At 55.2% G+C, this 26397-nt stretch carries 26 protein-coding genes; 14 read left to right on the top strand and 12 right to left on the bottom strand.

The window, feature by feature from the left end; genetic code table 11:
* Positions 1 to 94: 94 nt before the first annotated feature.
* The 4 genes from clpX to bolA form a co-directional block, all read right to left on the bottom strand.
* A complete protein-coding gene (gene clpX, locus SERAS12_RS05165; RefSeq protein ID WP_004949303.1) occupies positions 95 to 1366 on the bottom strand; it encodes an ATP-dependent protease ATP-binding subunit ClpX in 1272 nt (423 codons plus the stop codon).
* 162 nt (positions 1367 to 1528) lie between these two features.
* A complete protein-coding gene (gene clpP / locus SERAS12_RS05160) occupies positions 1529 to 2152 on the bottom strand; it encodes an ATP-dependent Clp endopeptidase proteolytic subunit ClpP (protein WP_004949301.1) in 624 nt (207 codons plus the stop codon).
* Between the two features lie 438 nt (positions 2153 to 2590).
* A complete protein-coding gene (gene tig, locus SERAS12_RS05155) occupies positions 2591 to 3895 on the bottom strand; it encodes a trigger factor (protein WP_013811742.1) in 1305 nt (434 codons plus the stop codon).
* 366 nt (positions 3896 to 4261) lie between these two features.
* A complete protein-coding gene (gene bolA, locus SERAS12_RS05150) occupies positions 4262 to 4576 on the bottom strand; it encodes a transcriptional regulator BolA (protein ID WP_004940361.1) in 315 nt (104 codons plus the stop codon).
* A 365-nt stretch (positions 4577 to 4941) separates the two neighbouring features.
* Between bolA and SERAS12_RS05145 the strand changes: the two genes are divergently transcribed.
* The 8 genes from SERAS12_RS05145 (at position 4942) to SERAS12_RS05110 (ending at position 13850) form a co-directional block, all read left to right on the top strand.
* Positions 4942 to 5520, top strand: coding sequence for a lipoprotein (locus tag SERAS12_RS05145; RefSeq protein WP_006323933.1), 579 nt, complete (start codon positions 4942 to 4944; stop codon positions 5518 to 5520).
* 51 nt (positions 5521 to 5571) lie between these two features.
* Complete coding sequence (gene ampG / locus SERAS12_RS05140) at positions 5572 to 7050, top strand: muropeptide MFS transporter AmpG (protein ID WP_013811741.1); 1479 nt, start codon at positions 5572 to 5574, stop codon at positions 7048 to 7050.
* Between the two features lie 442 nt (positions 7051 to 7492).
* Positions 7493 to 8440 carry a cytochrome o ubiquinol oxidase subunit II gene (gene cyoA / locus SERAS12_RS05135; protein WP_004949290.1) on the top strand — a complete coding sequence of 316 codons (948 nt, stop codon included), beginning with the start codon at positions 7493 to 7495 and terminating at the stop codon, positions 8438 to 8440.
* Positions 8441 to 8444: 4 nt separating this feature from the next.
* Positions 8445 to 10436, top strand: coding sequence for a cytochrome o ubiquinol oxidase subunit I (gene cyoB, locus SERAS12_RS05130; RefSeq protein ID WP_013811740.1), 1992 nt, complete (start codon positions 8445 to 8447; stop codon positions 10434 to 10436).
* On the top strand, positions 10426 to 11043 hold the full coding sequence (locus tag SERAS12_RS05125) for a cytochrome o ubiquinol oxidase subunit III (RefSeq protein ID WP_013811739.1): 618 nt from the start codon (positions 10426 to 10428) through the stop codon (positions 11041 to 11043). Before cyoB ends, SERAS12_RS05125 begins: the two co-directional genes overlap by 11 nt.
* Positions 11040 to 11378 (top strand): cytochrome o ubiquinol oxidase subunit IV, encoded by a 339-nt coding sequence (locus SERAS12_RS05120; RefSeq protein WP_004949284.1) that lies wholly within the window; start codon positions 11040 to 11042, stop codon positions 11376 to 11378. Before SERAS12_RS05125 ends, SERAS12_RS05120 begins: the two co-directional genes overlap by 4 nt.
* 18 nt (positions 11379 to 11396) lie before the next feature.
* Positions 11397 to 12287, top strand: a complete 891-nt coding sequence (cyoE, locus tag SERAS12_RS05115; RefSeq protein WP_004949283.1) for a heme o synthase — start codon at positions 11397 to 11399, stop codon at positions 12285 to 12287.
* A gap of 198 nt (positions 12288 to 12485) precedes the next feature.
* Positions 12486 to 13850, top strand: a complete 1365-nt coding sequence (locus SERAS12_RS05110; RefSeq protein ID WP_013811738.1) for an MFS transporter — start codon at positions 12486 to 12488, stop codon at positions 13848 to 13850.
* A 203-nt stretch (positions 13851 to 14053) separates the two neighbouring features.
* On the opposite strand, the gene SERAS12_RS05105 is transcribed toward SERAS12_RS05110, so the two are convergent.
* A complete protein-coding gene (locus tag SERAS12_RS05105; protein WP_013811737.1) occupies positions 14054 to 14545 on the bottom strand; it encodes a YajQ family cyclic di-GMP-binding protein in 492 nt (163 codons plus the stop codon).
* Positions 14546 to 14727: 182 nt separating this feature from the next.
* Here SERAS12_RS05105 and panE point away from each other — a divergent pair, with 182 nt between their 5' ends.
* Positions 14728 to 15639 (top strand): 2-dehydropantoate 2-reductase, encoded by a 912-nt coding sequence (gene panE, locus SERAS12_RS05100; protein ID WP_013811736.1) that lies wholly within the window; start codon positions 14728 to 14730, stop codon positions 15637 to 15639.
* Positions 15602 to 16192 carry a protein deglycase YajL gene (gene yajL, locus SERAS12_RS05095; RefSeq protein ID WP_006323929.1) on the top strand — a complete coding sequence of 197 codons (591 nt, stop codon included), beginning with the start codon at positions 15602 to 15604 and terminating at the stop codon, positions 16190 to 16192. The genes panE and yajL overlap by 38 nt, the downstream gene beginning before the upstream one ends.
* 77 nt (positions 16193 to 16269) lie before the next feature.
* On the opposite strand, the gene thiI is transcribed toward yajL, so the two are convergent.
* Complete coding sequence (gene thiI, locus SERAS12_RS05090) at positions 16270 to 17718, bottom strand: tRNA uracil 4-sulfurtransferase ThiI (protein ID WP_013811735.1); 1449 nt, start codon at positions 17716 to 17718, stop codon at positions 16270 to 16272.
* 232 nt (positions 17719 to 17950) lie between these two features.
* Between thiI and xseB the strand changes: the two genes are divergently transcribed.
* The 4 genes from xseB to SERAS12_RS05070 all read left to right on the top strand — a co-directional run bounded on the left by xseB (position 17951) and on the right by SERAS12_RS05070 (position 22123).
* Entirely contained in the window at positions 17951 to 18214 is a 264-nt protein-coding gene (xseB, locus tag SERAS12_RS05085) for an exodeoxyribonuclease VII small subunit (protein ID WP_013811734.1), read from the top strand.
* 5 nt (positions 18215 to 18219) lie between these two features.
* A complete protein-coding gene (gene ispA / locus SERAS12_RS05080; protein ID WP_013811733.1) occupies positions 18220 to 19140 on the top strand; it encodes a (2E,6E)-farnesyl diphosphate synthase in 921 nt (306 codons plus the stop codon).
* Between the two features lie 34 nt (positions 19141 to 19174).
* A complete protein-coding gene (dxs, locus tag SERAS12_RS05075) occupies positions 19175 to 21040 on the top strand; it encodes a 1-deoxy-D-xylulose-5-phosphate synthase (RefSeq protein WP_013811732.1) in 1866 nt (621 codons plus the stop codon).
* A gap of 108 nt (positions 21041 to 21148) precedes the next feature.
* Positions 21149 to 22123 (top strand): aldo/keto reductase, encoded by a 975-nt coding sequence (locus tag SERAS12_RS05070; protein WP_013811731.1) that lies wholly within the window; start codon positions 21149 to 21151, stop codon positions 22121 to 22123.
* 46 nt (positions 22124 to 22169) lie between these two features.
* On the opposite strand, the gene pgpA is transcribed toward SERAS12_RS05070, so the two are convergent.
* From pgpA to nrdR, 6 genes are all read right to left on the bottom strand, one after another.
* Positions 22170 to 22724, bottom strand: a complete 555-nt coding sequence (gene pgpA / locus SERAS12_RS05065; protein ID WP_174270190.1) for a phosphatidylglycerophosphatase A — start codon at positions 22722 to 22724, stop codon at positions 22170 to 22172.
* Positions 22666 to 23649, bottom strand: a complete 984-nt coding sequence (thiL, locus tag SERAS12_RS05060) for a thiamine-phosphate kinase (RefSeq protein WP_013811730.1) — start codon at positions 23647 to 23649, stop codon at positions 22666 to 22668. The genes pgpA and thiL overlap by 59 nt, the downstream gene beginning before the upstream one ends.
* A 52-nt stretch (positions 23650 to 23701) precedes the next feature.
* The gene (gene nusB, locus SERAS12_RS05055) at positions 23702 to 24118 is read right to left on the bottom strand and encodes a transcription antitermination factor NusB (RefSeq protein WP_013811729.1); all 417 of its coding nucleotides are present in this window, start codon (positions 24116 to 24118) and stop codon (positions 23702 to 23704) included.
* Between the two features lie 20 nt (positions 24119 to 24138).
* A complete protein-coding gene (gene ribE, locus SERAS12_RS05050; protein WP_006323924.1) occupies positions 24139 to 24609 on the bottom strand; it encodes a 6,7-dimethyl-8-ribityllumazine synthase in 471 nt (156 codons plus the stop codon).
* A 118-nt stretch (positions 24610 to 24727) separates the two neighbouring features.
* Positions 24728 to 25837: a bifunctional diaminohydroxyphosphoribosylaminopyrimidine deaminase/5-amino-6-(5-phosphoribosylamino)uracil reductase RibD gene (ribD, locus tag SERAS12_RS05045; RefSeq protein WP_013811728.1), complete on the bottom strand. Its 1110-nt coding sequence runs from the start codon at positions 25835 to 25837 to the stop codon at positions 24728 to 24730.
* Between the two features lie 10 nt (positions 25838 to 25847).
* A complete protein-coding gene (gene nrdR, locus SERAS12_RS05040; protein ID WP_004949256.1) occupies positions 25848 to 26297 on the bottom strand; it encodes a transcriptional regulator NrdR in 450 nt (149 codons plus the stop codon).
* Positions 26298 to 26397: the final 100 nt, after the last annotated feature.

Genomic DNA, 26397 nt, shown 5'->3' with positions numbered 1-26397 from the left:
TGAATCTCTGACATTCAACGGCCAGAACGCAGGAAAAAGAAATGGGGGATAAAATCCCCCATTTTGGTATTAACTTTCTGGTTTGACTGGCTAATTATTCGCCTGAAGCCTGTGCTTCCGGTTTGCCGTAAATCAACAGAGGTTTGGACTGGCCGGCGATGACCGATTCGTCGATCACTACTTTATCGACGCTGTCCATTGACGGCAGGTCGTACATGGTGTCCAGCAACGCACCTTCAACGATAGAGCGCAGGCCGCGCGCACCGGTTTTACGCGTCATGGCCTTCTTGGCGATAGCGTTCAGCGCTTCATCACGGAACTCCAGCTCCACACCTTCCAGATTGAACAATGCCTGATACTGTTTGGTCAGGGCATTTTTCGGCTCTTTCAGGATCTGAATCAACGCATCTTCGCTCAGTTCGCTCAGCGTCGCGACCACTGGCAGACGACCGATGAACTCAGGGATCAGGCCAAACTTGATCAGATCTTCCGGTTCGGCCTGCAGCAACAGTTCACCTTCGGTCGCTTTCTCGGACTCGCCCTTCACGGTCGCACCGAAGCCGATACCGGAACCGGTATTGACGCGCTGGCCGATCACTTTATCCAGACCGGCAAAGGCGCCGCCACAGATAAACAGGATTTTCGAGGTATCAACCTGCAGGAATTCCTGCTGCGGATGCTTGCGGCCACCCTGTGGCGGAACGGCGGCGATGGTGCCTTCGATCAGTTTCAACAGCGCTTGCTGCACGCCCTCGCCCGACACGTCACGGGTAATGGACGGGTTGTCTGACTTACGGGAAATCTTATCGATTTCATCGATATAGACAATACCGCGCTGCGCTTTTTGCACGTCGTAGTCACACTTCTGCAACAGCTTCTGGATAATATTCTCCACGTCCTCGCCCACATAACCGGCTTCGGTCAGCGTGGTGGCATCGGCCATGGTGAAAGGCACATCCAGGAAACGCGCCAGCGTTTCCGCCAGCAGGGTTTTACCGCTACCGGTCGGGCCAATCAGCAGAATGTTGCTTTTCCCCAACTCGATACCATTGCTGCTATCGCCGTTGCGCAGGCGTTTGTAGTGGTTGTATACCGCTACCGCGAGCACTTTCTTCGCCTGTTCCTGACCGATGACATAGTCATCCAGGTGGTGTCGGATCTCATGCGGCGTCGGCAGCGCGCTACGCTCACGATGCGGGGAAACTTCTTTAATCTCTTCGCGAATAATGTCGTTACACAGGTCAACACATTCATCGCAGATATACACTGACGGACCGGCAATCAGCTTACGCACTTCATGCTGGCTTTTGCCGCAGAAAGAGCAATACAGCAGCTTTCCTGAACCGTCTTTGCGCTTATCTGTCATCAGTAAACCTCTTCTTTAGTCTTTTTCCCGCAGGAAAATCACGGCGGCAGTGCGCCCAAAACTCATACCGGGAACGCCGATAATGCTCATCAGAGCGAGCCGCGCCCACTCTGATTACTATAGTCTATCGGCTCGCACATATACCTCGCCAGCCGCGTGGTTCTAGCTGCGGTGCGTCAGAATGCCGTCAACCAGACCGTATTCTACTGCTTCTTCCGCGGTCATAAAGCGATCGCGCTCGGTATCGCGTTCGATCTGCTCCAGCGTCTGGCCGGTATGTTCCGCCATCAACTCGTTCATGCGCGCCTTCACCTTCAGGATTTCACGCGCATGGATTTCGATATCCGTCGCCTGCCCCTGATAGCCGCCCAACGGCTGGTGAATCATCACGCGTGAGTTCGGCAGACAGAAACGCTTGCCCTTCGCACCTGCAGTCAGCAGGAAAGAGCCCATCGAGCACGCCTGGCCCATACAAATGGTGCTGACGTCCGGCTTGATGAACTTCATGGTGTCATAGATTGACATGCCTGCGGTGATCACACCACCCGGAGAGTTGATGTAGAGGTAAATGTCTTTTTCCGGGCTTTCCGCTTCCAGGAACAGCATCTGCGCCACAATCAGGTTGGCCATGTGATCTTCTACCTGGCCGGTCAGGAAAATAATGCGCTCTTTCAGCAGGCGGGAATAGATGTCGTAAGAACGCTCCCCGCGTGAAGTCTGCTCTACCACCATCGGCACCAGGGCCATGTTAGGTGCAAATTGATCTCGTTCGCCACTGTATGACATTACCGTCTCCTAATAGAAATTGCCTTGGCGGCCAGGGTTACACCCTATTGCACCGATTCTACTTGAGAACGGTCATGATGACTATGCTCAAGCATTCGACCGCGCCACACGTACCCGACGGTTATAATCATCCCGCGCACTCTGGCAAACAGCACATATATATACATTTTACAGATTGGGGCCATTGGCAGAATTTCAAGCCCGGCGCAGTATTTTTACCGGCCTGACCGATGCGTCGGGCTAACGGTAATGACCATAATGCCAGACTGCCCCAAGCGCAACAGGGTAAATATAGTGCATATTGGCACGCTTAACCTGAGATTAATCAGCAACGTGGCAAAAAGAAAAGCCCGCAACCGAAGTTACGGGCTTTTTATCACGCAGGAACCGGCATGCCAGCCCTGAGGGCGCAACAGGTTGCGCCCCTGCGTACAGACATTACGCCTGTTGAGTCTGGTTCATCAGCTCGCTGAAAGTAGTGGCTTTCTCAGTCACTTTCGCTTTCGCCAGCAGAGCTTCAACCGCTTGTTCTTCCAGAGCAACGTTGCGCATATTGTTCATCAGCTCTTTGTTTTTGCTGTAGAACTCAACAACTTCACTTGGATCTTCGTAAGCGGAGGCCATTTCTTCGATCAGGGTCTTGACGCGATCTTCGTCAGCTTTCAGATCGTGAGTACTGATCACTTCGCCCAGCAGCAGGCCAACAACAACGCGACGTTTTGCCTGCTCTTCGAACAATTCACGTGGCAGTTCCAGCGCTTGCTTCTCGTTGCCGCCGAAACGTTGTGCAGCCTGACGACGCAGAACGTCAACTTCGCCGTCGATCAGCGCAGCAGGAACGTCAATGTCGTTAGCGCTGACCAGGCCGTCGATTGCCTGAGTCTTAATACGGTTACGCACTGCGCCTTTCAGCTCGCGCTCCATGTTTTTACGCACTTCAGCACGCAGGCCTTCAATAGAACCATCAGCCACGCCGAAACGCTTGATGAATTCTTCAGTCAGCTCTGGCAGTTCACGCTCTTCAACTTTCTTCAGAACGATAACGAATTTAGCCGCTTTGCCCTTCAGGTTTTCAGCGTGATAGTCTTCCGGGAAGTTAACGTCGATGGTGAATTCTTCACCGGCTTTATGACCAACCAGACCTTCTTCGAAGCCTGGGATCATGCGGCCCTGGCCCATGGCCAGTACGAAGTCAGAGGCTTTACCACCTTCGAACTCTTCACCGTCGATAGAACCGGTGAAGTCAACGGTTACGCGGTCTTCAGCCTGCGCTGCACGATCGCTGTCTTTCCAGGTCGCCTGCTGCTTGCGCAGAGTGTCCAGCATGGTGTCAACGTCAGCATCGTTAACGTCAACCACTGGCTTCTCAACTTCGATGGCATCCAGGCCTTTCAGCTCAACTTCAGGATACACTTCGAATTCAACCGCGAAAGTGAAGTCTTCACCTTCTTTATACTCGCCCGGCACGTAGTTTGGTGCGCCAGCCGGGTTAATCTTTTCTTTGATGATCGCGTCAACAAAGCTGCGCTGCATCGCTTCGCCCAGCACGTCCTGGCGAACGGAAGCGCCATAGCGCTGCTCAACGATGTTCATCGGCACATGGCCTTTACGGAAACCGTCGATACGAACGCTTTTCGCTGCCTTGATCAGCTCTTTTTTAACAGCCTGATTAATAGTATCAGCGGGTACAGTAATAGAGAGACGGCGCCCAAGGCCTTGAGTGGTTTCTACAGAAACTTGCATCTTGTTACCTCAAAAAAATCACAGTGCTCGGTCAACTCCGTTCCAAGAACCAGGACGGCTACATTACAGAACCGAATTCCCTGATGACTGAAGCGTCCCGAAACCATTCCGGAAAAATAAGACGCGACATTATAGCGGCGCAAGCGAAGCGAGTCGAGGAAAGCAAGGCGGCGCCGGCGCGCTAAAACTCACACTTTTGCCGATTTGATCGCCAAAAGACCGCCGAAACCGACCTGGCCTTAACTGCATTGCGCATCGGCTGTGTCGTCGTCAAAAACAGAAACGGCCCGCAGGCCGTCCCAAAATTCGTCAGTAGTAATACCCTAAATCGTGGTTAAAGTTCCACTGATACTGCAAATTTACCCGTCAGGCCAACGTGCCGGCCCCGCGACAAGGGGGGGAAGCCGGCACGGTATCCTGCAGCCCTTCCCACTCTTTCAGCGTGTAAGTATGTAACGCCAAGGCGTGTACGCCATCGGCCAACTCCTCCGACAGCACGCCGTAAATCGAACGGTGACGCGTCAGGAAACGTTCTCCGACAAAGCGATCGCTGACCAACACCACCTTAAAATGGCTTTCTGAACCCGCCGGAACGTTATGACGATAGCTTTCATCAACGACTTCCAGATACGCGGGCTCAAATGCCGCCCTTAACTTTGCTTCTATTTGCTCGCGAATCATAGGATCTCCTTACTACACCGGCAGAGGACCGTACCCATCTATTTCAATATTAGCCGGTTTCGCCCCTTTTAGACTATTCATCACGTAAATTTCTCTTCGCCACCCGCCAAAAATCGCCAACATCCGCTATCGCTTGAGGTTTATCTGATTGAGATGGTCAAAAAAGCATGTTTTTATCAACGGCAGGTAAAAATTTGTCACTCCGGTGCGTTCTGCACTTCCCCCGGCCGGCGGCGATGCTATGATGTCGACAATTCGTTGTTGGCTATCCCGCTCTGATTATTACAGAAAGTTTACTCAAACCGGCCTCTCTATCAGCAGCAGTTTGAGTCGGCTTAAAATCCATCGAGAATGAGACAGTAACTATGTTAAAAAAACTTTGCCTTCCACTGTTGGCCGCTCTGATGCTGGCCGGCTGTGCTACCAGCAGCAACACCCTGAACGTCACGCCCAAGATCGTACTGCCGCAGCAGGATCCAACGCTGCAGGGCGTAACTGTCAGCATTAACGGTGCAGATCAGCGCCAGGACCAGGCGCTGGCAAAAGTGAATCGCGACGGCCAGCTTGTTACCCTTACGCCATCGCGCGATCTACGCTTCCTGCTGCAAGAAGTGCTGGAGAAACAAATGGGCGCGCGCGGTTACATGATCGGCGCCGATGGTGCGGTTGATCTGCAAATCGTGGTGAACAACCTGTATGCGGACGTATCCGAAGGTAACCTGCGTTATAACATCACCACCAAGGCCGATATTTCGATCACCGCTCAAGCGAAAAACGGCAACAAGCAGGTGAAAAACTACCGCTCCACTTATAACGTGCAGGGTGCTTTCACTGCGACCAACGAGAAAATCACCAACGCGGTTAACACCGTATTGGGCGACGTTATTGCCGATATGGCGCAAGACACCAGCGTCAACGACTTCATCAAGCAGAACGCGCGTTAATCCGCGAATACTTTGCCGCCTGAGCCATCGGGCGGCACAGACAGGGAACTCATGTCGAAACAGTATCTGAATATCTTCACCCAGCGTAACTCCGCCATTCTCCTGCTGCTGGGCTTTGCCTCGGGTTTGCCGCTGGCGCTGACCTCCGGCACGCTGCAAGCCTGGATGACCGTCGAAAACATCGATCTGAAAACCATCGGTATTTTTTCACTGGTCGGTCAAGCCTATGTATTCAAATTTCTGTGGTCGCCCTTTATGGACCGCTACACCCCGCCATTCCTTGGGCGGCGTCGTGGTTGGTTGCTGATCAGTCAGTTGCTGCTGGTCGTGTCGATTGTGGCCATGGGCTTCATGCAGCCGGCACAACATCTGTGGTGGCTGGCGGCATTGGCGGTGCTGGTGGCGTTCTGTTCTGCCTCGCAGGATATTGTTTTTGATGCGTATAAAACCGACCTGCTAAGCGCCGAAGAACGCGGCGCGGGGGCGGCGATCTCCGTTCTCGGCTACCGGCTGGCGATGCTGGTTTCCGGCGGCTTGGCGCTGTGGCTGGCGGATCGCTATTTCGGTTGGCAATCAACCTATTGGCTGATGGCCGGGCTGATGCTGATTGGCATCGTCGCCACCCTGCTGGCACCCGAGCCGGACGATGGCATTCCGGCACCGCGCTCTATGGAGCAGGCGGTCGTCGCCCCGCTGCGCGATTTCTTTGCACGGAACAATGCCTGGCTGATTTTATTGCTGATAGTCATGTACAAGATGGGCGACGCCTTTGCCGGCAGCCTGAGCACTACGTTCCTGATCCGCGGTGTGGGCTTTGACGCCGGGGAGGTCGGACTGGTAAACAAGACTCTCGGTTTGTTCGCCACCATCGTCGGCGCGCTGTTTGGCGGCGTGCTGATGCAACGCCTTAGTCTGTTCCGCGCCCTGATGCTGTTCGGCATTCTCCAGGCAGTTTCCAATCTCGGTTACTGGATCCTGGCGGTCACCGACAAGAACATCATGACGATGGGCAGCGCCATCTTCCTGGAAAATCTGTGCGGCGGCATGGGCACTGCGGCCTTCGTCGCGCTGCTGATGACGTTGTGCAACAAGTCGTTTTCCGCCACCCAGTTCGCCCTGTTGTCGGCTCTGTCCGCCGTCGGCCGCGTCTATGTTGGCCCGATTGCCGGTTGGTTCGTTGAGGCACACGGCTGGCCGCTGTTTTATTTATTCTCGATCGCCGCCGCCCTGCCAGGCCTGCTGCTGTTGCGCCTGTGCCGCCAAACGCTGGAATATACCCAGCGTACCGACAATTTCATGCCGCGTACCGAGTTCCGTCAACTTTACCGTTGGGCGCTGCGTCTGCTGACGTTGGGCTGCTTGCTGCTGGGGGTCTGGCTGATTCTGTTGATTACCAACGCGCTCGACTGGAGTGCCTTGCCGAACCTGGCTGACCTCCTGCTGCAAACTGGCGCCGCACTGAGCCTGGCGGGCATCGCGATGGGCAGCCTGCTCGACTACCTGGCGCTGCGCCGCACCAAGCTGGCCTGATATTGCCGGCCGGTCATAGCACCGGTCGGCAAAAATGCATCAACGTGATGAGTTTATTTTTCTTAAAAAAACATAATTGCCGTTAAAATTATTTTTTTATCCGAGCGAAACGCTCGGAAATAAAATTACCGTCACTTTAAATAAACAATTATTTTACATTATATAAACCTTTCCTTCGTATTTAAAATACGGCAGGTTAATGTGCCAAAATCAGCATACCGTTAGTTTTCCTTAACATAGAGCTTGCCCGGCACGATTCAGCTCGCCAACGCGTTGTTGCCATTGGTAAATTGTCACGCAAGGTTACATCTGTGACCCCCTTAACAGAAAGTGTCAACAAGGCGCTGACACTCCCTTAAGCATGTTTACAGTACTGCAACCTTCCCGTAAAATGCCCGCACACATGAAACGACAATAGAGCCTTTGTAATTGAGGTCGTTAGATGAGACTTAAGAAATACAATAAAAGTATTGGGATGATGTCATTAATTGCATCTACTGTAATGCTCAGTGGTTGCAATATGGTATTGATGAACCCCAAAGGAGCAATTGGTGTTGAGCAACGGACACTGATTATCACTGCAATCGCGCTGATGTTGATCGTGGTGATACCGGTTATCTTTATGGCGTTCGCTTTTGCCTGGAAGTACCGTGCTTCCAACAAAGACGCCAAGTACAGTCCGAACTGGTCACATTCCAACAAGATCGAAGCGGTCGTCTGGACCATTCCTATCATTATCATCGCCATCCTTGGCACCATTACCTGGAAGACTACCCACGAACTTGATCCGTTCAAGCCAATTGTCACTGACAAGAAGCCGATGACGATCGAAGTGGTGTCGCTCGACTGGAAATGGTTGTTTATCTATCCAGAACAAGGCATCGCAACCGTTAATGAATTGGCTTTCCCGAAAGATGTTCCAGTCGAATTCAAGATCACCTCTAACTCGGTAATGAACTCGTTCTTTATTCCTCAGTTAGGTGGGCAGATTTATGCGATGGCCGGGATGCAGACCAAACTGCACCTGATCGGCAACGAAGCAGGCAAATACGACGGTATTTCCAGTAGCTTCAGCGGTCGCGGGTTCTCCGGCATGAAATTCACCGCTATTGTCACCCCAACCGAAGGCGACTTCGATCAGTGGGTTGCCAAGGTGAAAGCATCGTCGAATAACCTTAACGCCACCAGCGACTTTAACAAACTGGCAGAGCCGAGTGAAAACAACCCGGTCGAGTACTTCTCCAGTGTCAAACCGAATTTGTTCAAAGAAACTATTGGCAAATTCATGGGTGACATGAACATGCACAAAGGCGCTACTGCGCATGAAGGCATGGACATGAGCCAGGGTATGGACATGAGTGAGCATGCTCACGCCGGAGCCGAGGAATAATCTGATGTTGGGAAAATTAACACTTGATGCGGTTCCGTACCACGAACCGATCATCATGATCACCGTTGCTGCGATTGTTATTGGGGGCCTGGCTCTGCTGGCTCTCATAACCTATTTCGGCAAATGGAAGTGGCTGTGGAGCGATTGGCTGACTTCAGTCGATCACAAAAAAATTGGTATCATGTACATCATCGTGGCAATGGTTATGCTGCTGCGTGGTTTCGCCGATGCCATCATGATGCGTAGCCAGCAGGCGCTTGCGTCCGCCGGCGAGGCCGGGTTCCTGCCGCCGCACCACTACGACCAAATCTTTACCGCTCACGGCGTAATCATGATCTTCTTCATGGCGATGCCTTTCGTGGTGGGTCTGATGAACGTCGTGGTTCCGTTGCAAATCGGCGCCCGTGACGTTGCCTTCCCGTTCCTGAACTCCCTGAGCTTCTGGTTCTTCGTGGTGGGCGTAGTGCTGATCAACATCTCTCTGGGGGTTGGTGAGTTCGCGCAGACCGGTTGGCTGGCTTATCCGCCGCTGTCGGGCAAGGAATACAGTCCTGGCGTAGGGGTCGATTACTGGATCTGGAGTCTGCAGATTTCCGGTCTGGGCACCCTGTTGACCGGTGTGAACTTCTTCGCCACCATCATGAAGATGCGTGCTCCTGGCATGCCTCTGATGAAGATGCCGGTGTTCACCTGGGCGGCGCTGTGTACTAACGTCCTGATCATCGTTTCTTTCCCAATTCTGACCGTCACCATCGCGTTGCTGACCCTGGATCGCTATCTGGGCACCCATTTCTTTACCAATGATATGGGCGGCAACATGATGATGTACATCAACCTGATTTGGGCCTGGGGTCACCCAGAGGTGTATATTCTGGTTCTGCCGGTGTTCGGTGTGTTCTCCGAAGTGACCGCAACCTTCTCCAGAAAACGCCTGTTCGGCTATACCTCACTGGTATGGGCAACCATCGCGATTACCGTTCTGTCGTTCATCGTATGGCTGCACCACTTCTTTACCATGGGGTCTGGCGCGAACGTTAACGCCTTCTTCGGTATCGCCACCATGATCATTTCCATCCCTACCGGGGTGAAAATCTTCAACTGGCTGTTCACCATGTACCAGGGCCGCATTCAGCTCAACTCGGCAATGCTGTGGACCATCGGCTTCATCATCACCTTCTCCGTGGGTGGGATGACCGGCGTGCTGCTGGCAGTTCCGGGCGCGAACTTCGTGCTGCACAACAGTCTGTTCCTGATTGCCCACTTCCATAACGTTATCATCGGTGGTGTGGTGTTCGGTTGCTTCGCTGGCTTGACTTACTGGTTCCCTAAATCCTTCGGCTTCACGCTGAACGAAAAATGGGGTATCCGTGCGTTCTGGTTCTGGATCATCGGTTTCTTCGTGGCCTTTATGCCGCTGTATGCTCTGGGCTTTATGGGTATGACCCGTCGTATCAGCCAGAACATCAACCCTGAGTTCCACCCACTGCTGCTGGTAGCGGCCAGTGGTGCAGCTCTGATTGCCTGCGGTATTCTGTGCCAACTGATCCAGATCTTCGTCAGCGTGCGTGACCGCGAGCAGAACCGCGATCTGACCGGTGACCCATGGGGTGCTCGTACGTTGGAGTGGTCTACCTCGTCTCCACCGCCGTTCTATAACTTTGCCGTAGTGCCGCAGATTCACGACCGTGATGAATTCTGGGACATGAAAGAAAAAGGCGAAGCCTATAAGAAACCGGCTAAGTACGAGCCGATTCATATGCCGAAAAATACCGGTGCCGGTGTGATTATTGCTGGCTTCAGCCTGGTATTTGGTTTCGCGATGATCTGGGACATCTGGTGGATGGCGATCGCTGCCTTCGTAGGTATGATCGTGACCTGGATTGCCAAGAGCTTCGATGAAGATGTTGATTACTATGTGCAGGTTGATGAAATCGAGCGCATTGAGAACCAACACTATGAACAAATCAGCAAAGCAGGCGTGAAACATGTCAACTGATACTCTGACTAACCATAACGCAGCCCATGCAGAGCATGGGCACCATGACGCAGGCGAGACCAAAGTCTTCGGATTCTGGATCTACCTGATGAGCGACTGTATTTTGTTTGCGAGCTTGTTCGCGACTTATGCAGTACTGGTGAACGGGACCGCCGGCGGTCCCTCTGGCAAAGACATCTTCGATCTGAAGTTTGTCCTGGTTGAAACCTTCCTGCTGTTGTTCAGCTCCATCACCTACGGTATGGCGATGATCGGCATGAACAAAGGCAAGGTTGGCAGCGTTAATACCTGGCTGTTCCTGACCTTCCTGTTCGGTCTGGGCTTCGTAGCGATGGAAATCTATGAGTTCCATCATTTGATCGCCGAAGGCTTCGGTCCGGATCGCAGTGCGTTCCTGTCCGGCTTCTTCGCACTGGTTGCTACTCACGGTCTGCACGTGTCTACCGGTCTGGTTTGGATCGTCATTATGATGATTCAGGTGAGCAAGCGCGGCCTGACTTCAACCAACAAAACCCGTCTGATGTGTCTGAGCCTGTTCTGGCACTTCCTCGACGTGGTCTGGATCTGCGTATTTACCGTTGTTTACCTGCTGGGGGTTATGTCATGAGCCATTCATCCCATGAAACTTCTCACGGCGGCGCAAGCCACGGTAGCGTTAAGTCATATCTGATCGGCTTTATCCTGTCGATCATCCTGACGGTGATTCCATTTGCGATGGTGATGAGCGGCACAGCTTCTCACTCAACCATCCTGGCGGTTGTAGTTGGCATGGCAGTCATTCAGGTGATTGTTCACCTGATTTACTTCCTGCACATGAATACCTCATCGGAAGAGCGCTGGAACCTAGTGGCATTGCTGTTCACCGCTATGATCATCGGTATCGTTGTTGTGGGTTCACTCTGGATTATGTACAACCTCAACATCAATATGATGGTCAGTTAAAGAGTCGAGCTGCACGTGATGATTAAGCAATACCTGCAAGTAACTAAACCAGGAATTATTTTCGGCAATTTAATTTCTGTCGTAGGGGGATTCCTGCTCGCTTCCAAAGGAAGCATCGACTATCCCCTGTTTCTCGCCACCCTGGTGGGTGTCTCGTTGGTTGTCGCTTCGGGCTGTGTGTTTAACAACTACATTGACCGCGACATCGACAAGAAAATGGAGAGAACGAAGAACCGGGTGCTGGTGAAAGGCCTGATCGCGCCGAGTGTGACCCTGGTTTATGCTACCGTTTTGGGTATTGCGGGCTTTGTGTTGCTGTATATCGGCGCCAACCCGCTGGCCATGTGGCTGGCGGTGATGGGCTTCGTGGTTTATGTCGGCGTTTATAGCCTGTACATGAAACGCCACTCGGTATACGGTACGCTGATCGGCAGCCTGTCGGGCGCTGCGCCACCGGTTATCGGTTATTGCGCGGTGACCAACGAGTTTGATGCCGGTGCGTTGATCCTGCTGGCTATCTTTAGCCTGTGGCAGATGCCGCATTCCTACGCGATTGCCATCTTCCGCTTTAAAGATTACCAGGCGGCCAACATTCCGGTTCTACCGGTGGTCAAAGGCATTTCCGTGGCGAAGAACCACATCACGGTCTACATCTTGGCGTTTATGATTGCTACGCTGATGCTGACCCTGAGCGGCTACGCCGGCTACAAATACCTGATCGTCGCTGCGGCGGTAAGCGTATGGTGGCTGGGTATGGCGCTGCGTGGTTACAAAACAGAAAATGACAGCATCTGGGCGCGCAAGCTGTTTGTGTTCTCCATTGTTGCCATCACTTCGTTGAGCGTAATGATGTCTATCGACTTCAGCGCCACGGCATCGCCAGAAACGCTGATGACTTACGTCTGGTAAGCCAAATCGTCTGTGAATGGGCCGCTTAGCGGCCCATTTTATTTGTCTCGCCGAAAAGCCGCCGAACTGTAATATCTGTTAAACAACATTCGATTTACCCCCCCTGCCCTTCACACTAAAATGACGCAGCTTTTCAGAAGCTATCCCACCAGACGTTATCGCCGATAACCTGCTGGAATGGTTTTTAATGAGGTTTTAATGAACGACAATGCAATGACCCCGCAGGAACGACGGGCGACCTGGGGGCTAGGGACGGTATTTTCACTGCGCATGCTTGGCATGTTTATGGTGCTGCCGGTTCTGACCACCTACGGTATGGCGTTAAACGGCGCCAGCGAAACGCTGATCGGTATCGCCATCGGCATTTACGGCCTGGCACAAGCGGTGTTTCAGATCCCCTTCGGCCTGATTTCCGACCGCATCGGCCGCAAGCCGCTGATCGTCGGCGGGCTATTGATCTTTGCGCTGGGCAGCGTGATTGCCGCAGTCACAGACTCCATTTGGGGCGTCATCCTCGGCCGGGCATTGCAGGGCTCCGGCGCTATCGCGGCGGCAGTGATGGCGTTGCTGTCGGACCTGACCCGCGAGCAGAACCGCACCAAGGCGATGGCGTTTATCGGTGTCAGCTTCGGCATCACCTTTGCCATTGCCATGGTGGTCGGCCCGATCGTCACCCACGCTTTCGGCCTGCATGCGCTATTTTGGATGATTGCCGTGCTGGCCTTGGCCGGTATCGTGATTACCCTGGCAGTAGTGCCTTCGGCAGACAGCCACGTGCTGAACCGTGAATCGAGCATCGTGAGCGGCAGTTTCAGCAAGGTGCTGAGCAACTCCCGTCTGCTGAAGCTGAATTTCGGTATCATGTGTCTGCATATCCTGCTGATGTCCAGCTTCGTGGCGCTGCCGCTGGCGATGGAAAAAGCCGGCCTGGCGCCGAGCCAGCATTGGATCGTCTATTTGGTCACCATGCTGGTCTCTTTCGCCGCCGTGGTGCCGTTTATCATTTATGCCGAAATGAAACGCCGCATGAAGCAGGTGTTTATGGGCTGCGTGGCGGTTCTGTTCTGCGCCGAAGTGCTGTTGTGGCTGTCCGGCGCCCACCTGTGGGGCATCATTGCCGGCGTGCAGCTGTTCTTCATGGCGTTTAACGTGATGGAAGCGATTCTGCCTTCGCTGATCAGCAAAGAATCGCCGGCCGGCTACAAAGGTACCGCTATGGGGGTTTACTCCACCAGCCAGTTTATCGGCGTGGCGATTGGCGGCAGCCTGGGCGGCTTGTTGTATGGTCTGCAGGGTGCCGGGTTGGTGTTTATCGCCGGTGCGGTTATCGCCGCCGTTTGGTTCCTGGTCAGCAGCACCATGCAAGAACCCCCGTACGTCAGCAGCCTGCGCATTACGTTGTCGGAACTGGCGGTGAAGGATTCTGCGCTGGAAAGCCGTCTCAAGGCCCAGCCAGGCGTGGCGGAGGCGATTGTAGTGCCCGAAGAGCGCAGCGCCTATGTGAAGGTCGATACCAAACAGACCAACCGCGGCCAACTGGAAGCTCTGGTAAATTCGCTGTAATAGAAAGGGCCAGCTTGCTGGCCCTTCAGACGGCTGACAAAGCCCATTATTAGGGAGAGCGTGCCGAAGGGGTCGTAGCGGCTTGCCCGCCGGAGTGCCCCTCGGTGCGCTAGGCCCGAGTATCTCGGGCTCAAAGACAACTTTGTCATCTAACCCAAGGGCCAGCAAGCTGGCCCTTCAAGATCGTCACCTTCGCAAAAACCTTAATCGCGGAAGTTCTTGAACTGGAACGGCTGTCCGAGATCGGCGCCGCGCACCAGCGCCATCACCCCTTGCAGATCGTCGCGTGACTTGCCGGTAACGCGGACTTCATCACCCTGAATTTGTGCCTGCACCTTCAGCTTGCTGTCTTTGATCAGCTTGACGATTTTCTTCGCCTGCGAGCTTTCAATCCCCTGCTTCAGCTTGGCATCCACGCTGTAGGTTTTACCGCTGTGGGTCAGTTCTTCCGGGATCTCCAGCGCGCCGCCGTCGATACTGCGCTTGCTCAGTTTCTCACGCAGAATATCGAGCAGTTGCTGCACCTGGAAATCAGATTCGCTGGCGACTTTGATGCTTTCGTCTTTTTCGTTCAGCTCAAAACTGGCCGGCACGTTGCGGAAATCCCAACGGGTGCCGAGATCGCGCGTAGCGTTCTCAACGGCGTTACGCACTTCCTGCATATCAATTTCGGAAACAATGTCGAAAGATGGCATACTTCTTCCTCCTGAATTAGAGCCTAATGCGATAGGCGATTTCGATGCCGAGCATGATAACCGCTTTAGCGCCTCAGGCAAAATCTGCTGAACCTACCGACAGATATCTCGCCGAATAGCAGAAAAGTCTATAATTATACGACAGTAATTGAGCGGTATTCCCGTTACCCCAAGGAGACTGAATGAAAATAACTATTCTTGGTTGCGGTGCGCTCGGACAACTGTGGCTCTCCAGGCTTTATCAGCAGGGCCACGACGTACAAGGATGGCTGCGGGTACCGCAACCCTTCTGCGCAGTGAACGTGATTGAGCCTGAGGGCGCCTCGTTCAACCGTAATTTGCCCACCAACGATCCCGAACATCTGGCCCAAAGCGAACTGTTGTTGGTCACGCTGAAAGCCTGGCAGGTTTCCAGCGCCGTCAGCGCGCTGCTGCCCAAGCTGAACCCGCGTTGCGCCATACTGCTGCTGCATAACGGTATGGGCACCCAGGATGAACTGCCGGCAAACAGCCAGCCTATATTGCAGGGCACCACGACCCACGCGGCAAGACGCGAAGGCAGCACCATTATCCATGTTGCCGGCGGCACCACCCATATCGGTCCGACATCGCCGTCGGCGATACATCTCAGCCATCTGGCGGAAATGTTGCATCAGGCTTTGCCCGATGTGGCCTGGCACAACAACATTGCGTCAGCAAACTGGCGCAAGCTGGCGGTCAACTGCGTGATTAACCCCCTAACGGCGTTGTATGACTGCCGTAACGGCGAGCTCCAGCGTTACCCGGAGCAAATCGAAACCCTGTGCCGCGAAGTCTCCGGCGTGATGGAAATGGAAGGTTACCACACCTCATGCGAAGGGCTGCGGCAGTACGTGATGGAGGTGATTCAGAGCACGGCGGATAACATCTCTTCGATGCTGCAGGATGTCCGCACCCAGCGGCATACCGAGATCGACTACATTACCGGCTATCTGCTGCGCCGCGCGCGCAGCCACGGCATGATTCTGCCGGAGAACGCGCGGTTGTTTGAACTGATTAAGCGAAAGGAAAATGAATATGAGCGTATCGGCGCTGGTCTGCCTGGCACCTGGTAGCGAAGAAACCGAGGCCGTCACTACCATCGATCTTCTGGTACGAGCGGGCGTGAAAGTCACTACCGCCAGCGTGGCCGGCGACGGTGACCTGACTATCGTCTGTTCACGCGGCGTAAAGCTGCTGGCGGACGCGCCGCTGGTGTCGATTGTGGACGATCCCTTCGATGCCATCGTGCTGCCCGGCGGCCTGAAAGGCGCCGAGTGTTTTCGCGACAGCCCGCTGTTGGTAGAGAAAGTGCGTCAGATGCATCTGCAGGGCAACATCGTCGCCGCCATCTGTGCGGCGCCGGCCCTGGTATTGCAACACCACGATCTGTTCCCCATCGGCAATATGACCGGCTTCCCCGGATTGAAAGATCAGATCCCGGCAGACAAATGGATGGAGCGGCGCGTGGTATACGACGCACGCGTCAACCTGCTCACCAGCCAAGGGCCGGGAACGTCGATGGAGTTTGCGCTGAAGTTGATTGATTTGCTGCTGGGTAAGGCCAAAGCGGCGGAAATAGCAGCGCAGCTGGTGCTGATTCCGGGGATGTACGATTTCCGCGACTGAATCCCTTCATCTTTCGAGCTGTAGCCTTGTTGGCTACAGCTCGAAATCTATTGGGATCCCCGCGCAGCACAGAGGATTTAAGGGCGATAAACCTTCACATTGGTAAACCCCTGCTCCAACAGGTACAGCGCCTGCAGGCGGCTCATCACGCCACGATCGCAGTACAGCAAGTAAGTTTTGCTCTGATCCAGGGAGCCAAACTGCGTGCTGAGTTTGTAGAACGGCAGCGGTTTCACCTCAACCTGCTCCAGCTTCAGCGGCTTATCTTCCTGCTCGTCGTTAGAACGGATATCCAGGATCACGTCGTCAGCGCCAAAGGCCGCCACGGTTTCTACTTCAGCAACCTGTTCCTGCGCCTGTTCGGCGATGGTACGGATATCGACATTCTTCGCTTCGCTCACCACGCGCTCGAGAATGGAAAAATCGAAGTGACTTTCCTCTTCTTCAATTTTGGCTTTGATCGCTTTTACCGTCGGGCTTTTCGAGATTACACCACAGTATTCCGGCATGGTCTTGGCAAAGTCTTCGGTGCCGATCTCACGCGCCACTTTGATGATGTGTTCTTTGTCGTGCGAAATCAGCGGACGCAGGATCAGGGTATCGGACGCATTGTCGATCAAACGCAGATTAGTCAGCGTCTGGCTGGACACCTGGCCCAGCGCCTCGCCGGTGACCAGCGCCTGTACGCCATAACGTTCCGCAACTTGCGAGGCGGCGCGCACCATCATGCGTTTGAGCACCACGCCCATCTGGCCATCGTCGACCTTTTCCAGGATCTCGCCGACCACGGGTTCGAAATCGATGGCGACAAAGCGCACCTTGTGCGAGCTGGCAAAGCGGTTCCACAGATAATACGCCACCTGCTTGACGCCAATCTCATGCGCCGCACCGCCAAGATTGAAGAAACAGTAATGCACGCGGCAACCGCGACGCATCAGCATATAGCTGGAAACGCCCGAGTCGAAACCGCCGGAAATCAGCGACAGCACGTCTTCCTGAGTGCCCACCGGGTAACCGCCGATACCTTCGCGGCGCGCTTTTACCAGCATCAGCTTGTCGTCTTCAATTTCCAGGTTGACCGTCACCTGCGGGTGCGACAGCTTAACGCGCGCACTTTCGATGTGCTGGTTCAAACCGCCGCCAACGTAACGTTCCACGTCCTGCGAGTTGAAGTCTTGCTTGCCGCGGCGCTTAACGCGCACGCAGAAGGTTTTACCCTCCAACTGCTCGCGGTAGGCTTCCAGCGTCTGCTCGAAAATATGGTGGATATCAGTGTAGGCACGGTCTTCCACTTCCAGAATATGGTGGATGCCGGGAATGCGCGTCAGCGCGTCGGCAATCACCGGCCGCTGGTTTTCATCTTTGGCGCGAACTTCGATATGATCCCAATGACGGACAACCGCCAGCGTTTCATCATACTGCTTCAGGACGTTGCGGATATTGGTCGAGAGAATCTTGATGAAGCGCAAGCGCACAGATTGACTCTTGATGGTGATTTCCGGGAACAATTTAATGATAAACTTCATGGCGGTCTTTATTGTCAGAATTACGAGGGAAAAGGATTTACAATGTATATGCGATTGATAAAACCAACGGTACTGCCGAATGTTTTATCAATCGCATTTGCGGCGCAGAGTATATCACTATCTGGTGAAGCCCGGTGCACAAAACCACACATGCGCGCCATGATTTGCTAATCAAAATCCGCTAGGATAGGCTCTGGCGCTACTGTTCACATGATGATGTAAAAAGAAAATTATGCCGAAAAAACCTGCACAATCAGACAGTACAGAGCAAAGCATCAGCTTTGAACATTCCCTCAGCGAACTGGAAAACATCGTGACGCGTCTGGAATCGGGTGAGTTGCCGCTGGAAGACGCGCTGAATGAATTCGAACGCGGCGTTCAACTGGCGCGTCAGGGCCAACAGAAGCTGCAACAGGCCGAGCAGCGCGTGCAAATTTTACTTAACGACAGCGCCGATGACGCCGCGCTGGCGCCTTTCACCCCGGATGCAGAGTAATCGTCATGTCTGAGATCGCCCAACAGACCGCTTTTTCTGAGCAGTTACAGGCTTTACGCCAGCGGGCCGACCGTGCGCTGCTGGATTTTATCGCGCCGCTGCCGTTCAATGAAGGCAACATGGTAGCTGCCATGCGCCACGGCGCGCTGCTGGGCGGCAAACGTCTGCGCCCGTTCCTGGTGTATACCACCGGGCAGATGTTTGGCGTTTCACTGAATAATTTGGATGTGCCGGCCGCTGCGGTAGAATGCATTCATGCCTATTCGTTGATCCACGACGATCTACCGGCAATGGACGATGACGACCTGCGTCGCGGCCAGCCTACCTGCCATATCAAATTTGGTGAAGCCAGCGCGATCCTGGCGGGTGATGCGCTGCAGACGCTGGCATTTTCCATTCTGGCCGATGCCGACATGCCCGATGTAGCGCTGCGCGATCGGCTGGCCATGGTGTCCGAACTGGCGACTGCCAGCGGCGTTGCCGGCATGTGTGGCGGCCAGTCGTTGGATCTCGAGGCTGAAGGCCGGCAAATCGATCTGCCCGCGCTGGAACAGATACACCGCCACAAGACCGGCGCATTAATCCGCGCGGCGGTTCGCCTTGGGGCTTTGGCCGCCGGTGAACCTGGTCGTGCAGCGCTGCCGCAGCTTGACCGTTACGCTGCGGCGATCGGCTTGGCGTTTCAGGTGCAAGATGACATTTTGGACGTTGTCGGCGAAACCGAGAAAATCGGTAAACGCCAGGGAGCGGACCAGCAACACGGAAAGAGCACCTATCCAGCTTTGCTCGGGCTTGACAGCGCGAAAGCAAAAGCGTGGGATCTCTATCAGGAAGCTTTAGCTGCATTAGACATTTTGGCAGCGCAATCTTATAACACAGCGCCATTGCGAGCGTTAGCCAGCTTCATTATTGAACGCGACAATTAACGTGTGACGTTAACTCCTCTGATATGAGTATCGAATGAGTCTTGATATAGCCAAATACCCGACCTTGGCGCTAGTGGAAAATCCCGATGAACTCCGCTCGCTGCCAAAAGAGAGCCTGCCGAAGCTCTGTGACGAACTGCGGCAATACCTGCTGGACAGCGTCAGCCGCTCCAGTGGCCACTTTGCGTCCGGGCTGGGTACCGTCGAACTGACGGTGGCATTGCACTATGTTTACCACACACCGTTCGATCATCTGGTATGGGACGTTGGCCACCAGGCCTACCCGCATAAAATTCTGACCGGCCGTCGCGACAAGATTTCCACCATTCGTCAAAAAAATGGCCTGCACCCTTTTCCCTGGCGCGCTGAGAGTGAATATGACGTTCTGTCGGTTGGCCACTCATCAACCTCGATCAGCGCCGGCCTCGGCATGGCGGTCGCGGCGGAACGTGAAGGAAAAAATCGCCGCACGGTCTGCGTGATTGGCGACGGCGCGATCACCGCCGGCATGGCGTTTGAAGCCATGAACCACGCCGGGGACATCAACCCGGATATGCTGGTAGTGCTGAACGATAACGAAATGTCGATTTCCGAAAACGTGGGCGCGCTGAACAATCATCTGGCGCAACTGCTTTCAGGCAAACTCTATTCCACCCTGCGCGAAGGCGGCAAAAAAGTGCTGTCCGGCCTGCCGCCCATCAAAGAGTTGGTCAAACGCACCGAAGAACACCTGAAAGGCATGGTGGTGCCGGGCACGCTGTTCGAAGAGCTGGGCTTTAACTATATCGGCCCGGTTGACGGCCACGATGTCCAGGGGCTGGTCGCTACGCTGAAAAACATGCGTGATCTGAAAGGCCCGCAGTTGCTGCACATCATGACCAAAAAGGGCCGGGGCTACGCGCCGGCGGAAAAAGATCCGATCAGCTTCCACGCAGTGCCGAAATTCGATCCGGCCAGCGGCACCTTGCCGAAAAGCGCCGGCGGCCAACCGTCCTATTCAAAAATCTTCGGTGACTGGCTGTGTGAAACCGCCGCCAAAGACAGCTCGCTAATGGCCATTACCCCCGCGATGCGCGAAGGCTCCGGCATGGTGCAGTTCTCCCGTGACTATCCGCAGCAATACTTCGACGTCGCCATTGCCGAACAGCATGCGGTCACCTTTGCCGCCGGTCTGGCGATTGGCGGTTACAAGCCGGTGGTGGCGATTTACTCCACCTTCCTGCAGCGCGCTTACGATCAACTGATCCACGACGTGGCGATCCAAAAACTGCCGGTGATGTTTGCCATCGATCGCGGCGGTATCGTCGGCGCCGACGGCCAGACTCATCAGGGAGCGTTCGATCTGTCATTCATGCGCTGTATCCCAACCATGGTTATCATGACGCCAAGTGATGAGAACGAATGCCGCCAGATGCTGTACACCGGCTATCACTATAACGAAGGTCCAAGCGCCGTCCGCTACCCGCGTGGTAACGGCACGGGTGCGCCGCTGGAACCGCTTGGCGCGTTGCCAATCGGCAAAGGCGTGGTGCGCCGGGAAGGCGAAAAGGTCGCGATTCTGAACTTTGGCACCCTGCTGCCGGAAGCGGCTCAGGTGGCGGAAGCTCTCAATGCCACGCTGGTGGATATGCGTTTCGTGAAGCCGCTGGACGAACAGCTGGTGCTGGAACTGGCTGCCAGCCACGAGGTACTGGTCACGCTGGAAGAGAACGCCATTATGGGCGGCGCCGGCAGCGGCGTGAACGAACTGCTGATGGCCAAACGCCGCGCAGTGCCGGTACTGAATATCGGCCTGCCGGACAGCTTTGTGTCGCAAGGCAGCCAGGAAGAGGTCCGCGTCGATCTGGGCCTGGACGCCGCCGGCATACGGCGACAAATTGAAGCCTGGCTGGCGCAATAACCCCCGCGCCTGATTGACCGACGCCTCCGCTTTGCGGGGGCGTTTTCGTTTCAGTCATCCCGATAATCCACTACAGTTATAGATCTGTGCTGACACCCGGAGGCAAGCATGAAGTATCTGAAACTGGGCAACACCGATCTGAACGTCTCGCGCATCTGCCTGGGTTGTATGACCTACGGTGAACCCAACCGCGGCAACCACGCCTGGACGCTGCCGGAAGAAAGCAGCCGTCCGCTGCTGAAACAGGCACTGGACGCCGGCATCAATTTCTTCGACACCGCCAACAGCTACTCAGACGGCAGCAGCGAGGAGATCGTCGGCCGAGCGCTGCGGGATTACGCGCGCCGTGATGACGTAGTGATCGCCACTAAAGTCTATTTCCCCCTGAGCAATCTGGAACGCGGGTTGTCGCGCGCCAAAATCATGCAGTCTATCGACGACAGCCTGCAACGATTGGGCACCGACTATGTCGATCTGCTGCAAATCCACCGTTGGGATTATGAAACGCCCATTGAAGAAACGCTGGAAGCACTGCATGACGTGGTCAGGGCCGGTAAAGCGCGCTATATAGGCGCGTCGTCGATGTATGCCTGGCAGTTCGCCAAAGCGCTGTACACCGCCGATCTGCACGGCTGGACGCGGTTTGTCAGCATGCAGGACCAGTACAATCTGATTCAACGTGAGGAGGAGCGCGAAATGCATCCGCTGTGCGCCGCCGAAGGCATCGCGGTACTGCCGTGGAGCCCGCTGGCTCGCGGCCGTCTGACTCGCCCATGGGGTGAAACCACCGCACGGCTGGTGTCCGATCAGGTCGGCAAAAATCTGTATGACGAAACCGAAGGTATTGACGGCATCATCGCCGAACGCGTCGCCACCCTTGCTCAAGAACGCGGTGTATCGCGTGCACAGGTTGCGCTGGCCTGGCTGTTGAGCAAACCGGTGGTCAATGCTCCTATCATCGGCGCGTCGCGCCATGAACATCTGGAAGACGCCGTGGCCGCCGTCGATCTGGCATTAACGCCGGAAGAGATTGCCGAGCTGGAAACGGCCTATGTGCCGCATCACGTGACGGGGTTTGAATAACGCGGAGGTTTCAAGGGCGCAGCCGTGTTGAACTGCGCCCCTGTAATCAAAACAGCCCGAGCGGCCAGTGGTGGCCAATCAGGTAGATAATGCCGGCCGAAAGCACCCCGGCGACGATGTCGTCGACCATAATGCCCATACCGCCATGCACGTTGCGATCGAACCAGCGGATCGGCCAGGGTTTCCACATATCGAGAATACGGAAAATCACAAAACCTGCGGCTACCCACTGCCAGTCGTTAACCGGCAACGCCATCAGCGTGATCCACATGCCGACAAACTCGTCCCAGACGATGCTACCGTGATCGTGTACCCGCATATCTTTGGCTGTCTGGTGGCACAAATAGACGCCGATACAGATGCTGAACATCACCAGCAGCGAATAGAGCTGCCACGGCAGTTGGATCAGCAGCAGCCAGAACGGAATCGCCGCCAGCGATCCCATGGTGCCCGGCACCACCGGTGACAGGCCGCTGCCGAAACCGGTAGCCAGCAAGTGCCACGGATTGCTCATCCGCAGACGGCGTTTAGCTTCATCCATGTTACGCCTGCTCCGCGCTGAAATGATCGAAACCCTTCCACGGCAGCTCCACCGCTTCATCGTTGCGGTAGAACTTAATGCCTTCGGAAAGCGGACCAATCTGGCCAATACAGGTGTAATCCGCGCCCAGATGGCTCAGCGCCACTTCCAGCGCACCGCGATTGATTTCCGGCACCGTAAAGCACAGTTCGTAATCTTCACCACCAGTCAGCGCCCAGCGCAGCGCTTGTTCAGCGTCCGTATGGCTGCTCAATACCTGCGACAGCGGCAGCTCATCCAGAACGATGCGCGCCCCGCACTCGGAGGCTTTCAGCACGTGCTTCAGATCGGAGATCAGCCCGTCGGAAATATCGATCGCAGAGCTGGCCAAATCACGCAGCGCCTGCCCTTGCAACACCCGTGGCTGCGGCCGCAGATGGCGACCAATCAGGTAATCGCGTGCGTCGGTATCCGCTACCTGCAGGCGATCCTGCAAGATAGCCAGGCCGGCGGCGCTGTCGCCCAGCGTGCCGGTAGCGTAGATCCAATCGCCGATGCGCGCACCGCTGCGGGTCAACGCCCGGCCGGCCGGGATCAAACCATGAATGGTTAACGTCATGCTCAACGGGCCGCGCGTGGTGTCGCCGCCAATCAACTGCATACCGTAATAATTAAGCTGTTCGAACAGGCTGTCACTGAACGCCTTCAGCCAAGGCTCATTCACGTCAGGCAAGGTTAACGCCAGTGAAAGCCAGGCCGGATCGGCGCCCATTGCCGCCAGATCGCTCAGGTTGACTGCCAGTGCTTTGTAGCCGAGATCGGCCGGATCGATATCCGGCAGGAAGTGAACGCCCGAAACCAGGGTGTCGGTACTGACGGCCAAAAGCTGTTTTTCTGCCACTGTCAGGAGTGCGCAGTCATCTCCAATGCCCAACTGTACGTCCCGGCGCAGACTCTTAAACCGGTCAAAATAGCGGGCAATGAGGTCAAATTCGCCGCATGCCATGGTCGATATTCCAATAGAAGAAATTAAGGCCGGTATCTCCGGCCTTAATTTTTTATTTTTTCTTGCGAATGCTTGGTGCTGCTTTATCCAGCACGCCATTCACAAACTTGTGGCTGTCTTCAGCGCCGAAGGTTTTCGCCAGTTCGATCGCTTCGTTGATAGCCACTTTATAAGGCACATCCTGACGCATTTTCAGTTCAAACAGTGCAATGCGCAGAACGGCTCTTTCTACCTGACCCAGCTCTTCGAGCTGACGCGACAGGAAAGGTTCCATCAGGCCATCCAGCAGACCCGCATTCACCGCCACGCCGGACAGCAGCTCCCGAAAATAGGCGATGTCCACATCTTTGACATCTTGCTCCGTCAGGAACTGGTGTTCAACATCGGCAATGTCATTTTTAGACAACTGCCAAGAGTAAAGCGCTTGAACAGCGCACTCACGAGCGCGGCGACGAGCAGCAGGTTTCACGGAATTCCCCTTAACTAAATTCAGGCTTTAATAGCTTCGATAACATTAATCATTTCAAGTGCGGTCAGAGCCGCTTCAGCACCCTTGTTGCCCGCTTTGGTGCCGGCACGCTCGATAGCCTGTTCGATGCTTTCGGTGGTCAGCACGCCAAAGGCAACCGGGATTTCAGCGTTCAGAGAAACGCTGCCGATACCGGAGCTGGCTTCGCCCGCGACATATTCAAAGTGCGCGGTGCCCCCACGGATAACGGTGCCCAACGCGATGATTGCATCGTATTTGCCGGTGTTGGCCAGCACGCGAGCCGTCAGCGGCAGCTCGTAAGCGCCCGGGACCCAGACAACGGTGATGTTGTCGTCAGCAACCTGACCAATGCGCTTGAGTGCGTCGATGGCACCTTGCAGCAGGCTGTCGTTGATGAAATTGTTAAAACGTGCAATTGCGATCGCCACACGGGCATTTGGAGTAGCAACAACACCTTCGATAACTTTCATGGGCTTTCCTTAAAAATGGGTTCGATACCCCGCAGGGGGGCGGATTCTATCACATTCTTTATCTGCCTGCGCGGCGGTTTTGTAAAACGCCAATCGGAGCGGCAAACAGACTTTACATTCAGTATTTCGGCTTCAGCCGCAAGCGCAGGTCGGGGCCGATTTGCCGCACTTCGCTGAAGACGAATTCCGGCGCATCGGCCAGGCACTCAAGGCCCGGCAACCGGCACAGGCCGCGCCCATTATCACCCATCAGTTTTGGCGCGATGTACAAAATGAGCTCATCAACCAGCCCTGCCTGCAACAACGCGCCGGAAAGCGCAGCGCCGGCTTCTACCCAGATGGAATTCACCTGGCGTTTCGCCAACTGCATCATCATCACGACCAGATCGATCCCGCCGCCGTGCGCCGGAAACGTCAGTTGTTCAACATCCTGCGGCCAGTTCTGATCGTCCGGCTGCAACCGCGCCAGCCAGGTCGTTCCCGGCTGCTGCACTACCCGATGCTGCGGCGTTACGCGGTTCTGGCTGTCGAGGATAATGCGCAACGGTTGGCGCAGATTTTCACGCGGGTAGAGGCTCTGAGTGGCGGTATCCAGCTCATCCCAACGCACCGTCAGCGACGGATCGTCGGCCAACACGGTAGCGCTGGTGCTCAGGATGGCGGCGCTTTGCGCCCGCAGACGCTGCACGTCCTGCCGGGCCTGCGGTGAAGTGATCCACTGACTCTCGCCGGAAGCCATCGCCGTGCGGCCGTCGAGCGACGCGCCCAGCTTCAGCTGTATGTAAGGGAAACCGGTGCGCATGCGTTTGAGAAAACCCGGATTCACCGCTTCAGCTTCAGCCAGCATCATGCCGTGACGCACGTCTATACCCGCCTGTTGCAGCTTGTACAGGCCACGACCGGCAACCTCAGGGTTGGGATCCTGCATCGCCGCAACCACGCGGGCAACGCCAGCGGCGACCAGCGCATCTGCGCAGGGAGGCGTACGCCCGTGGTGGCTGCAGGGCTCCAGCGTGACATAAGCGGTGGCGCCCCGCGCCCGCTCGCCCGCCATGCGCAACGCATGCACTTCCGCATGGGGTTCGCCGGCACGCAGGTGATAACCTTCGCCGACGATTTCGCCGTCACGCACGATCACGCAGCCGACGTTCGGGTTCGGTGCGGTAGTGAAACGCCCTAGCCGCGCCAACTCAAAGGCGCGCGCCATATAAAATTCGTCGTTATGCATGCGCTATCCCTTAGTCTTGCAGACGGGCGATTTCTTCGCCGAATTCGCGAATATCTTCAAAGCTGCGGTAAACCGAGGCGAAACGAATATAGGCCACTTTATCCAGCTTTTTCAGCGCGTCCATCACCAGGTTGCCAACCAGCTTGGTCGGCACTTCGCGTTCACCGGTGGCGCGCAACTGGGATTTGATGTGGTTAATCGCATTTTCCACGTCGTCGGAGCTGACCGGGCGCTTTTCCAACGCTTTCAGCATGCCACGACGCAGTTTGTCTTCGTTGAACGGCTCACGCACTTCGTCGCTTTTTATCACCCGTGGCATCACCAGCTCAGCCACTTCAAAGGTGGTGAAACGTTCATTACAAACCAAACACTGGCGGCGACGGCGCACCTGCGAACCATCACCCACCAGACGGGAATCAATGACTTTGGTATCAACGGCGGCGCAGAAAGGGCAATGCATAACACGTCCTGATAAACGTTTTCATAGTTAAGAGCAGTTTACCCCGAAGTACGGTCACAACAAAGGCCGTCGACCATTTGTTGCGAGCCGCGATACCGAA

Source organism: Serratia sp. AS12 (genome assembly GCF_000214195.1).
GTDB classification, from domain to species: Bacteria; Pseudomonadota; Gammaproteobacteria; order Enterobacterales; family Enterobacteriaceae; genus Serratia; species Serratia plymuthica.
Note: the sequence above shows the minus strand (reverse complement) of the source record. Positions and strands in the feature narration are given on the sequence as shown.